We start from the raw sequence: 12288 nt of genomic DNA on the forward strand, positions 1-12288 counted from the left end.
TATACTATCTAAGAAGTTGAGTATATAAGCTTTTGCAAACTAAATAAGACATATATTTAGAAAATTATTAACCTTTAATCTCATGTATATTATTACTTTTAAACAGTTCATTTAGCAAACTCACTTGAGATGAGCTGACTTTAATAGGAGCTCTATCAGCAGAAATTAAAGGTGATTTTACTAAGAAGGATGTTTTTTTAGTTGCAAATTCAAGACTATAACAAGGCTTTCCTTTAATAACTTCCTTAGTCCACATATATCCACTAATACTACTGTATGGTACAAATGAATTAAACATAAGAATACCTTCATTATATGTAATTGCATTTTTTCTCTTAGGATTAAATAAAGATGTATTCATAACCAGAAGTAAAACAAAACTTAAGCTGTTTATTGTCATCAATGAAGAAGAGAAGACTTCCATTGATTTTATATTACTAAATTTATTTATAAGAGAAATAAAAAGTACAAGACAGATAAGTAAGTAAAATATTTGAACATATTTTAATGCTTTTTCATCCCAAATAGATTGTTTATAAGACTGAATATAAAAAAGAGGTTCTTCTTTAGATAATTCATTATCCTTTTTTACTATTCTTATAAGTTCTACAACATCGCTAACACATTGTGCAAAAATTATTATTGTAAGTATTATTGAAAGAAAACCTTCTAAAGTTATGTAATTATTAATAGAGAAATAAACAAAATCATTAAAAATAAATATTAATGTAAGTAATATAATTGAAACAATTCTAAATGATTTACTATGTTTATAAATTTTATCTCTAAAAGATTTACTTAAAATATCAGGATCACCAATTTGCTTTAGAGCCATAGTTGTAGCAGTATCAGTGCTCATACCATCTTTACTATATTCTTCAATGTAACTATAAATATGGTCTCTAAGTTCATCTTGCAAATCCTTCGCTTTTTCTTCTGTGGAAATAAACCTACATGCAGATTGTAGAAAGTTTTCAATAGTATTATTTTTTGTACTCATTAGTATTGTTCCCCCAATACGAGATTCATTGTTTTGCTAAAAACATTCCATTCATTTTCTCGTTTACTTAATTCAGCAAGACCTTTCTTTGTGACTTTGTAGTATTTTCTACGTCTACCATTTTCACTGCTCCAAAAGGATTCGATAAATTTGTTTTTTTCCAAATCATGTAAAATAGGGTATAGAGTTCCTTCCTTAAAGAGGAATACTCCGCCAGATTTGTTCTCGATTTCTTTAATCATTCCATATCCATACATGGGTTCTTTTTTTAATGCATTTAAAATTAATGTTACTGTACTACCTTTAATAAGTTCTTTATTCAAAATTAACACCTCGGATTCCTATGTATTATAAAAATGATAATAGTTTACTTTTTCCGTAAAGTCAAGTGATATATTTTAAATTTGAATATCATATTTATACAAAATGGTACTAAAATTTTATCTTATTATATTATGAATTAAGAGTTTAAAAGGAGGAAGGAGGCTGGATTTACTAGAAAGACCATTAATTTCTCCACAAATTGAAAATGTTTTTTATAAGGATGATAAGTTAAACATAAGTATCAAATTATATTCAACGTATAATATTTATTGTAATAAAAATGTAGTAACAAATTTAATTATAGAAAATGAGAATAAAATATATAAACATAGTGGAAATATTATAAAAGATATTTTTATTGTGAAATCATCAAAAATGACTTGAATATGCTAAATTTGAAGGAATAACAGGACCAGATATATTAACTGTATATGACTCTGACCTTGGTACTTGTAAAGAAATTTCAGGATATCCTTATGACTCAACATTAGGAATAACTGTTGATTTAAGTCAAGAATTTGAAATAAAATCATGTATAGAAGATATATACTGAGAATTTTTATATTGTATGACAAATAAATAATTATTCACCACATTTTTTATTATTTTGATATACTGTATTTAAAACAACAAAAGGAGTGTCGTAAATGATATCATTAATAGTTGCAGCTACTGAAAATAACGCAATAGGAAAAGATAACAAAATGTTATTTCATATAAAAGAAGATTTACTTTTTTTCAAAAATACAACCATAAATAAAACCATAGTCATGGGGAGAAAAACATTTGAATCTTTGCCTGGAGTGCTACCCTTTAGAAAACATATTGTTCTAAGTAGAGATAAGGGATACAATGTGGAAAATCAGCAAGTGGAGATTAAGCATTCTTTGGAGGAAGTATTAGAAGAAATTAAATTTTCAAAGGAAGAAATCTTTATTATTGGCGGAGAAGAAATATATAGACAAATTTTAGAAAAGAATTTGGCTGATAAAATATATATAACGAGAATTTATAAAACTGTAGAAGATGCAGACACATTTTTCCCTAAAATAGATGAAGAAAAGTTTCAAATTGTAGATAAAAAAGTACTAAATAAAGAGGCAATTGTATATGTATATGAAAATATTTCGAAATAAAATGAGGGGGATTAGATGAAAGTTCTAAGTGGGGGTTGTACATTAGATTGTTTTGATGCGTGTAAATTTAATGTATATACTGAAGATAATAATATTGCAAAAATAGAAGGAGATAAGTTACATCCCTATACTAAGGGGGTTATTTGTAAAAAAGGATTAAGTCATTTAAAAAGACATAATCATTTAAATAGACGCTATAAACCACTGTTGAAAATTAATAATAGGTGGGCAGAGATAAGTTTTGAAGAAGCGTTAGATATTATGGCTGGGAAGTTAAGCTATTATAAAGAAAACTATGGGTCAAAATCATTAATGTATTATGAACAATATGGTAGCGGAAGTTTACTAAAAAGTATTGGTGAGATATTTTTCAACTTCTTTGGAGGAAGTTGTAAACAAAAGGGTGGTCCTTGTTGGAGTGCAGGTATAGAGGCTCAAAAAATAAATTTTGGCGATGTAAAAAGTCATTCACTATCAGATATGCTAAATAGTAAAACTATTATAGTATGGGGGAAAAATCCAGCTAACACAACTATACATACTATGAATATAATTAAAAAAGCTAAGACAGCTGGTGCTTATGTTATTGTTATTGATCCTATATACACTGCTACAGCAAAGCAAAGTGATTTTTATATTCAAATAAAACCAGGTGGAGATAATGCCTTGGCTTTAGCTATGGGCAAAAGGATAATTGAACTAAATCTACATAATGAAGATTTTATAAATAAATATGTGAAAAATTTCGATGAATATCAAGCTTATTTAAATAAATTGAATTTAAGAAAGTTGTGTAATATGGCAGGCATTTCGATGAAAAATTTAGATTTACTTGTGAAAAAATACACAGAACCTTATTCAACTATTTTGCAAGGCTATGGTATGCAAAAATATGCTCATGGAGGAAGTACAATTGGTAATATAAACACTTTAGGCGCTATAACTGGTCAAATCGGTTATAGTGGAGGAGGAGTAAATTATGCCAATAGGCTTTATCCAGATGTGTTAAATATAGATCCTTATGAAAGTTTTAAACATGCAAATGATGAATTCTTTTATGTTAGTAAAATAAGTGATTTTATAGAAGAAAATAATGTGAAAATGGCAGTAATAACAAAAAGTAATATGTTAAATCAATTGCCACAGCTAAAAAAGTTGCGAAAAGCCATGGATAAAATTGAATTTAAAGTGTGTTTTGATTTATTTTTAACTGATACAGCAGAGGCTTGTGATTTATTTATTCCTGTGACAAGTGTTTTTGAAAGTGAAGATTTACTATATAGTTCTATGACTAATCCTTACTTAACTTATATTGAGAAAGCAGTAGAACCAGAAAATCAACTTATGGATGAGTACTATTTCTTTAGGGAATTAGCTAGAAAATTAAATCTTGCTAACTATCCTTATGTGGATAAAAAGGAATATTTGGAAAAAGTCATAGAACCACTTAGATATATAAATAAAGAGATAAGTTTAGATTACCTTGCTAAAAACTACTTTACTATTCATGAAAATATACCTTGGGAGAATAAGCAGTTTAAAACAGAGTCAGGAAAATTTGAAATATTTATTGATAAAAATGCCTTGAATATAAGTGAAACTAATAAAGAATATAACTTTAGATTATTAACAAATCATGGAAAAGAATCTTTGTTTAGTCAGCATTATATGGACGATAAAAATAAAGCAAAAGCTTATATTAATAGAGAGATGGCAGATAAATACAATCTTTTTGAAGATGATTTAATAAATATGGAATCAGAGGAAGGAAAAATAGAAGTTTCTTTGGAAATTGACGATAGTATTTGTGATGATGTGGTTATGATGTATGCTGGTTGGTGGAAGAAACACGGTAATCCTAATTGGATAATAAAATCAGGTATATCAGATATAGGTGGTCAAGTGACTTATAACGAAACTTTTGTGAAATTATATAAACAGACATCAAAAGGTGAGCAAAAGGAATAGAAATATGGATAGATTTGAAAAAATAATGAATGATAAAACAATAATAGATGTATACAATAAAATATCTGAATTTGAATATTTAGATAAAGGATTGTCACATCACAATTTAGATCACGTTAAAAATGTTGCCAAATTAGTTGAATCTTTATTGTATAAAAATAATGTGTAAATTAATGCTCTAAAAAGATAAAAATATTTTTATAGAAAATAATATGGATAAATAAGATTATTAAAATGTCCAAGGTTGTATAAAAATAAAACAGCCTTGGACATTTTTGAGAAACGTAGTTGACTGAAATTTCATAACGCCCACACAGTGGCTTAAAGTTGTAACGAGGATATATCGTTGACGATATGCTTCTCAATTTTGGCAATACGAAGTGTTTCGCCGACACGTTGCTCAGGTGAAGCGAATTTTATGCTTTACTCATCCACAATCCATGAAGATTGCAATAAGCATATACTTCTTGTAGTTTTTCATCATTACATAATGCAAACTCCACAACAGGATCAGTATTTGACTGTAAGTACTTACGTTGTATACCTTGATTTGTAACTATATGAACCCACGTGATACTATGTGCTTCTTCCATAGGATGAGCCACACTTCCCACATCTACTTTCACAGTATTTCCTTCTACACTTACCTGAGGAACATGTTTTTCTTGTGCTGCATTTGTGGAGTTAGCCACTAGTTCATGCATAGGTTTATCACCACATTTTATTTCTTCTCCTGTGTTGGATAACACTTCTACTATATTTTTATCATCGTCACATACTAAAAATTTACTTTTAAACATAAGAACACCTCCATTTTACGTTATATCATTATTATGAGTTTTAAATTTCAAATTATTCTCTAAAGGGTATAAGAAAACATATGGCTTTTTATTATTAAAGATTGAATCTGAGATTTTGAATAATATTATGCTAAAATCATATTATGAACATAAAATTTACAGGGGGATAAATATGAAAAAAAGTGCAATTGAATCCATAAAAAATCCTGATAAAATAAAAAATTATTGGATAAAGGAAAAGAAAACAGTAATACTACTAACCATATTTGGGATTTTGTACAATGTGGGAATGGTAGCTAGACCTATTTATCAAGGAAAATTAATAGATGCTTTAATTGGAAAAGTAAGTTTCTACAACTTAATAAAATTAGCACTAACTTTTATATTTGTAATTTTTATGGTGCAATTTTTCAGATATATTAAAAGGTACTATGTTAGACAATTTGCCAATAGAACTACGGCTACCATGAGGTTTATGCTTTATAACAATATTTTACATAAAGAAGAAAAAGAGCTAAGTGAAGAGAATATGGGAAGTCTTATGACAAAGGCGATCTCAGATGTGGACGTATGTGTGGAAGGTATGAGAAAGTCTACCACAGAAGTTTTTGACACAGGAGTTCTTTTTATATCATATTTAATAACACTTTTACGCTATGATGTGAAGATAACCTTGTATGCTTGTGTATTCATACCTGTGGCTATTTTTATTGCAGAAAAACTAAAAAAAATTATCTTTAAATTTACAAAAGCTTATAGAAGTCAAGTGTCTAGGGTATCAGATATAACTTATGATAGGATAGACAATGCAATTTTATACAGACTTTATGGTAGAGAAGCTGATAATAGAATAATTTATGACAAGGAACTTTCTGACTTTGAGAAGAAAGCAGTTGTGGCAAATGTATGGGAAAATGCCATGCAGCCAATTTACAATGTTATTGCCATGGGTGGAATTGTCTTTGTCATAATAATGCTTGGTGAAAAGGTCTATACAGGAACATTTACCATAGGTGAGTTTTCTGCTTATATTTCAATATTTGCTATTATGGCAGTGAAGGCTAGTAGGATTGCTAGGCTTTTTAATACAATTCAAAAATCAGCGGTATCTTGGAATAGAATAAAACCCTACTTAAATGAATACAGCCAAATTGATAAAAGTTTAGGTGAAATAGATAAAAAAACAATAATAGAAGCTAAAAATTTATATTTTAAATATAATCATGACTATATAATAAAAAATCTTAATTTTTCTGGAAAAGAAAATCATATCATAGGTATAACAGGACCCATAGGCTGTGGCAAATCAACTTTAGGAAAAATCTTTTTAGGAAATTATAACTATGAAGGAAGTTTAAAAATAGATAATAAAGAACTTAGAGATTATAGTGAATATGAAAGAAGTAAAATCATATCTTACTTAGGTCACAATCCTAATTTAATTTCAGACACTATCTACAACAACATAACTCTAGGAGATGAAGGGGATATATCTCATGTTCTTAATATGGTTTGTTTTAATGAAGATTTAAAATTCATGGAAAAAGGAATTCATACTTTAGTTGGAAATGGGGGAGTAAGACTAAGCGGTGGTCAACAGGCCAGAATTGCTCTAGCAAGGACACTATATCACAAAAACAAAATACTAATTCTAGATGATCCTTTCTCTGCTGTGGATATGAATACGGAAAAAATTATAATAGAAAATCTAAGAAAATACTATACAGACTCCTTGATTTTGCTAATATCTCATAGACTTTCAATTTTTAAGTATTTAAATCAAATCATATTAATAAATGAAGATAAGAGCTTGGAGTATGGAAGTCATTATGAATTACTAACTAACTCAAAATTATACAATCAGCTTTACTCTTTACAACAAAGAAAAGAAGGTGATAAAGATGAATAATAAAAATAAGTTTATAAAAATTAATAGCAAAGTAGTTAAATTAATAATAAATGTTTTCAAAAACCATAAATCACTTACATGTTTACTTCTTTTCGTAATAATTGGATCAATAAGCTTTAGTTTGGCAACACCTCAAGTTCTAAAATATATAATAGATGATTATTTAATTGTAAAAGGAAAGAGCTTATTATTGCCTGCCCTACTTTACTTTAGTACAATAGTATTTCTTGGTATTTTTAATTTTGGAAAAGAAGGAATCATCACTGTATTTGGTCAGAAAATCATTAGAAAAATAAAAGAAGAAATGATGATTAAGCTTACAAGAATACCCATAGGATATCTAGCTACAAATGAAAGTGGTTCCATAGTATCTCGTTTTTCCAACGATGTGGAAGCTGTAGGGTCTTTGTTTACAAATGGTATAGTAAGTATGATTGTAGATACATTTAAAATTGTGGGAATAGTAATTTCCATATGGTTATTTAGTTATAAACTTGGTATTTTAGTTTTATTTATCATACCTGTAGTATATTTTTTAACTAGAGCTTTTCAGAGAAAAATGTTAAAAGCACAAAGACTTTATCGTGTTTTAACAGCCAAGGTGAACAATCATATACCAGAAAGTATAAATAATATCCAAATGATTAAATCTTTTGCAAAAGAAGAATATATGGAAGAAAGATATGTGAATTATCTTGATGAAAGTTATGAAGCTATGAATAAAATAAACTTCTACGACTCAATTTTTTCACCCATAATATTAATACTAAGAGCTGTAGTTGTAGCACTAGTAGTAATTTTGTCTAGTGATCAACTATCTTTTCTAGGTCTTTCCATAGGTTCTGTAGCTGCAGCAATAGAATTAATTAACAATATTTTTTCACCTATAGAAAATTTAGGAATGGAACTTCAAAATATTCAACAATCCATAGCAGGGATTTATAGAATAGACGAATTTCTAAATGAAGAAGAAGAAACTGAGAAAGACCATAATTTAACTTATGAGAAAATTGTAAATGATAACTTAAATATAGAACTTAAGAATGTGGATTTTTCTTATATAAAAGGAGAACACATATTAGAAAATATATCACTTAATATAAAACATAAAGAAAGTGTAACTTTTGCAGGAAGAACAGGAGCTGGAAAGACAACACTTTTTAAATTAATTCTTGGACTTTTGGAGCCAAGTAGTGGAAGTGTTACTTTAAGTAATGTGAAAGTCAGTGAAATACCTAATCATGAAAAACGTAAAATATTTGGATATGTGGAGCAGTCATTTTCCTTTATAAAAGGAAGTGTGGCAGAGCAAATTAGTTTAAAAGATGAAAATATAAGCAAAGAAGATATAGAAAATGCCATGAAATTTGTAGGACTTCATGATTATATAATAACTCTTGAAAAAGGTTACGACACCTTTGCATCTCCTCATCTTTTTTCACAAGGACAGATGCAACTACTGTCTATCGCAAGGGCAATAGTAACATCTCCACCAATTATGTTACTAGATGAGATTACAGCAAATTTAGATTCGGAAACAGAAGAAAAGATAATATCTGTGCTTAAAAGTGCTTCCAGTGAAAGAACACTACTTTCCATATCACATAGATTATCATCTATTTTAACTTGTGATAGAATAATAAAATTGGAAAACAAAAGTATAGCAATGGAATAATAAATTTAAAGTATATTAAAAATCCTTATCCATTAAAATCTAAATATTATAATTTTTTAACATGAGATAGTATTAGTAATAAGGACAATCCATGATAAATAAATAATATATTAGGGTTAAATAATTGGGGGAGGATTTTTTATGATATCTAGCAATAAAAAATTAATAATTGATGCAGCATATGGCAGCATAACTAATAAATATACAGAAGATAAAGTTATATTAGTTGGGGAATTTCCTGATGAAAAAAGTAATTATGCAAATAGCTTGCAACTTGTTATAAATAGAGAAAATGATTTACCTCTTACCATAGATGTTCCATACAGTGGATATAATATGCAACTATTTGTAGGTGATTTTACTGGTGACAGATTGGAAAATATAATGATTAGAGGAGAATATAAAAACCCTTGTAATAATATTATAAATGAAAATAAAAATCTAAATAGCACAAGTGAAAATAAGAATATAATTAACTATGAAATAGGCGTAATTTACAAATACGAAAATGAAAACTTAATTGAAATTTTTAACCTTGAAACATATAGAAAAAATAATTCATGCTCTGCTAAATTTAAAAATAATTATAGAACTTCAGTTACTTGTGGTAAGAAAAAATATTTAATTGATTTATCTACAAGATCCAAAGAGTATTTGGGAATGATGTACGATGAAAATAAAAAATTAAGATTAAACTTAAGTCCAATAATAGATAATCCAAGTGGAATTTATCCCATAAAACAAGCTTTTAATGATTACTATGAATTACTTATTTACCAAAGAATTGTAGGGATTAACAGGATGGATATCCTCGGAACAATAGAAACATTACTTGATTTAAGAGATAATAAGTTAAATATTATATACGAAGGATTACTTTCTTATCCTCATGAAGAAGTTTATAAATTAAGAAATAAAAGGGAAAATAAATCCAAGGACAGAATAAAAATACTTGAAGGCAGTAAATTTATAAAAGCTTATTCCTCAAAAAGCAAAACTAAAAACAATACTGAAATTAAAAATGATGATTTGAACTTAATGATAAAATCAATGGATGAAGAAGCTAACATCTTATATGTGGATGCATACTTACTTAATTTGAAAAGTTATGAGTTAAAATCTTTAAGTAATTTAAAAGTAATATTAAAAGATGACAAAAATAGAATAGTAGGCAATAAAGTTTTTAATAAAGTTGATATAGGTAAAGGTTTAAAGCCAAAGGAAAAAGTGAGAGTATTGCTATCTTTCTTCTCCAATGAGTACAATATATTTGATAATTTAGATATAAATGATTTAACCTGTGAAATTAATTATGATGCAAGAAGTTGATAAATTTTCACAAAAATCATCTAGAAATATTTAACATGTGGTAATATAATGACTATAATACAAATTGATAAAATCATATATGAATGAAAAACAATTAGGAGGATAACTTATGAAGCAATGTATGGACTCAGATAATATACACAGAAGAATGAAGAAAATAATAGGTCAGTTAAATGCTATAGATAGAATGGTAGATGAAGATGTGCCTTGTGAAGATATAATTATGCAAATTAATGCAGCCAAATCTGCACTTCATAAAGTCGGTCAAATAGTATTAGAAGGTCATTTGCATCACTGTGTAAAAGAGGGGATAGAACATGGAGATGCTGATAAAACCATAGAAGATTTTGCAAAAGCTATTGAATACTTCTCAAGAATGTAAAAATAATTTAGATATTTACAATAATATAAAAAAACTGACAACCGTTAGGTGTCAGTTTTTTTATTAATTATTTTCCAGGTTTGAAAGAACTCTTAAGAGGAACTATTCTATTAAATACAAGTTTTTCGTCAGTAGTATACTTAGTATCTACTGAGAAGAATCCATTTCTAACAAATTGGAATTTATCTAGAGGTTTAGCATCTTTTATTGCTGCAGGCTCTACGAATCCTTCTAATATTGTAAGTGAATTTGGATTTATTTGATCTAAGAAGTGCTTACCTTCATTTTCTGGAGCATCATCTAATATTAATGGCTCAAATAATCTAAATTGTGCAGGAACAGCAGTTTTAGCATCTACCCAATGAACTGTACCTTTAACCTTACGTCCAGTAAATCCTGAACCTGATTTAGTTTCTGGATCATAAGTACCATGGATTTCTACTACATTACCATTTTCATCTTTTATAACATCAGTACATTTAACAAAGTATGCACCTTTTAATCTAACTTCATTTCCTGGGAAGAATCTTCTGTATTTTGGTATTGGTTCTTCCATAAAGTCGTCTCTTTCTATGTAAAGTTCTCTACTAAATGGAACTTCTCTTGTACCAGCTTCTTCGTTTTTAGCTATATTTTCAAGTTCTATCATTTCACTTTGATTTTCAGGATAGTTTGTTATAACTAACTTAAGAGGATTAAGTACACCCATAGCAAGTTGTGCTTTTGGTTGTAAATCTTCTCTTAAGAAATGATCAAATAATTGGCTGTCAACTTTAGAGTCAGCTTTTGATACACCTATCTCAGCGCAGAAGTTACGTATACATTCTGGAGTATATCCTCTTCTTCTAACACCTGATATAGTAGGAAGACGAGGGTCATCCCATCCATCAGCTATCCCTTCATCAACTAGTAATTTTAATTTTCTTTTACTCATTACAGTGTTTGTTAAGTTAAGTCTAGCAAACTCTATTTGTCTTGGAACATTTTCCATTTCACATTCTCTAACAACCCAATCGTATAAAGGTCTTTGATCTTCAAACTCTAAAGTACAGATAGAATGAGTTATTCCTTCTATAGCATCTTCTAGTGGATGAGCAAATGAGTACATTGGATATATGCACCATTTATCTCCAGTGTTGTGATGAGAGGCATGAGAAATTCTGTATATAACAGGGTCTCTAAAGTTTATATTAGGAGAAGACATATCTATCTTAGCTCTTAAAACTTTTTCTCCATTTGCAAATTCACCATTTTTCATTCTTTCAAATAAGTCTAAGTTTTCTTCTATAGATCTATTTCTATATGGACTTTCAACTCCTGGTTCTGTTAAAGTACCACGATTTTCTCTTATTTCATCTGCAGATAAATCATCTACATATGCTTTACCTTTTTTTATTAAAATAACAGCTCTGTTATACATTTCATCAAAGTAATCAGATGCAAAATATAAATTATTCCAGTTAAATCCTAACCACTGAACATCTTCTTTAATTGAATTAACATATTCATCATCTTCTTTTAGTGGATTTGTATCATCAAATCTCATATTAACTGTTCCGCTGAACTCCTTTGCTAAGCCAAAGTTTAAACAAATACTCTTAGCATGTCCTATATGTAAGTATCCATTTGGTTCTGGTGGAAAACGGGTAATTATGTGATCATGTTTTCCAGTTTTTAAATCGTCAACTATAATATTCTTTATAAAATTATTTGAAATTGTTTCGTTTGACATATTTTATACCTCTCTATTCATTTTATTAACTAT

The 12288-nt window shown here is 28.1% G+C and carries 11 protein-coding genes; 7 read left to right on the top strand and 4 right to left on the bottom strand.

The window, feature by feature from the left end:
• Positions 1 to 67 precede the first annotated feature (67 nt).
• Positions 68 to 1000 carry a permease prefix domain 1-containing protein gene (locus NSA58_RS08485; protein ID WP_074429754.1) on the bottom strand — a complete coding sequence of 311 codons (933 nt, stop codon included), beginning with the start codon at positions 998 to 1000 and terminating at the stop codon, positions 68 to 70.
• Complete coding sequence (locus NSA58_RS08490; protein ID WP_039678225.1) at positions 1000 to 1332, bottom strand: PadR family transcriptional regulator; 333 nt, start codon at positions 1330 to 1332, stop codon at positions 1000 to 1002. The genes NSA58_RS08485 and NSA58_RS08490 overlap by 1 nt, the downstream gene beginning before the upstream one ends.
• A 639-nt stretch (positions 1333 to 1971) precedes the next feature.
• On the opposite strand from NSA58_RS08490, the gene NSA58_RS08495 reads away from it, so the two are divergent.
• The 3 genes from NSA58_RS08495 to NSA58_RS08505 are packed head-to-tail and all read left to right on the top strand — an operon-like array spanning position 1972 to position 4597.
• On the top strand, positions 1972 to 2460 hold the full coding sequence (locus NSA58_RS08495) for a dihydrofolate reductase (protein ID WP_074079594.1): 489 nt from the start codon (positions 1972 to 1974) through the stop codon (positions 2458 to 2460).
• 15 nt (positions 2461 to 2475) lie between these two features.
• On the top strand, positions 2476 to 4428 hold the full coding sequence (locus NSA58_RS08500; RefSeq protein WP_039679620.1) for a molybdopterin-dependent oxidoreductase: 1953 nt from the start codon (positions 2476 to 2478) through the stop codon (positions 4426 to 4428).
• A 4-nt stretch (positions 4429 to 4432) separates the two neighbouring features.
• The gene (locus tag NSA58_RS08505; RefSeq protein ID WP_161791917.1) at positions 4433 to 4597 is read left to right on the top strand and encodes a hypothetical protein; all 165 of its coding nucleotides are present in this window, start codon (positions 4433 to 4435) and stop codon (positions 4595 to 4597) included.
• A 247-nt stretch (positions 4598 to 4844) separates the two neighbouring features.
• Here the strand turns inward: NSA58_RS08505 and NSA58_RS08510 are convergent, their stop codons facing one another.
• The gene (locus NSA58_RS08510) at positions 4845 to 5228 is read right to left on the bottom strand and encodes a desulfoferrodoxin family protein (protein WP_039679619.1); all 384 of its coding nucleotides are present in this window, start codon (positions 5226 to 5228) and stop codon (positions 4845 to 4847) included.
• Between the two features lie 172 nt (positions 5229 to 5400).
• On the opposite strand from NSA58_RS08510, the gene NSA58_RS08515 reads away from it, so the two are divergent.
• The 4 genes from NSA58_RS08515 to NSA58_RS08530 all read left to right on the top strand — a co-directional run bounded on the left by NSA58_RS08515 (position 5401) and on the right by NSA58_RS08530 (position 10523).
• Complete coding sequence (locus NSA58_RS08515; protein WP_039679618.1) at positions 5401 to 7137, top strand: ABC transporter ATP-binding protein; 1737 nt, start codon at positions 5401 to 5403, stop codon at positions 7135 to 7137.
• Positions 7130 to 8812 (top strand): ABC transporter ATP-binding protein, encoded by a 1683-nt coding sequence (locus NSA58_RS08520; RefSeq protein ID WP_074429755.1) that lies wholly within the window; start codon positions 7130 to 7132, stop codon positions 8810 to 8812. The genes NSA58_RS08515 and NSA58_RS08520 overlap by 8 nt, the downstream gene beginning before the upstream one ends.
• Before the next feature lie 141 nt (positions 8813 to 8953).
• Positions 8954 to 10141, top strand: a complete 1188-nt coding sequence (locus tag NSA58_RS08525; protein WP_039679616.1) for a hypothetical protein — start codon at positions 8954 to 8956, stop codon at positions 10139 to 10141.
• A 109-nt stretch (positions 10142 to 10250) separates the two neighbouring features.
• The gene (locus NSA58_RS08530; protein ID WP_039679615.1) at positions 10251 to 10523 is read left to right on the top strand and encodes a metal-sensing transcriptional repressor; all 273 of its coding nucleotides are present in this window, start codon (positions 10251 to 10253) and stop codon (positions 10521 to 10523) included.
• 67 nt (positions 10524 to 10590) lie between these two features.
• On the opposite strand, the gene NSA58_RS08535 is transcribed toward NSA58_RS08530, so the two are convergent.
• Complete coding sequence (locus NSA58_RS08535; RefSeq protein WP_039679614.1) at positions 10591 to 12255, bottom strand: glutamine--tRNA ligase/YqeY domain fusion protein; 1665 nt, start codon at positions 12253 to 12255, stop codon at positions 10591 to 10593.
• Between the last annotated feature and the right edge of the window lie 33 nt (positions 12256 to 12288).

Source organism: Terrisporobacter muris (genome assembly GCF_024621905.1).
Taxonomy (GTDB): domain Bacteria; phylum Bacillota; class Clostridia; order Peptostreptococcales; family Peptostreptococcaceae; genus Terrisporobacter; species Terrisporobacter muris.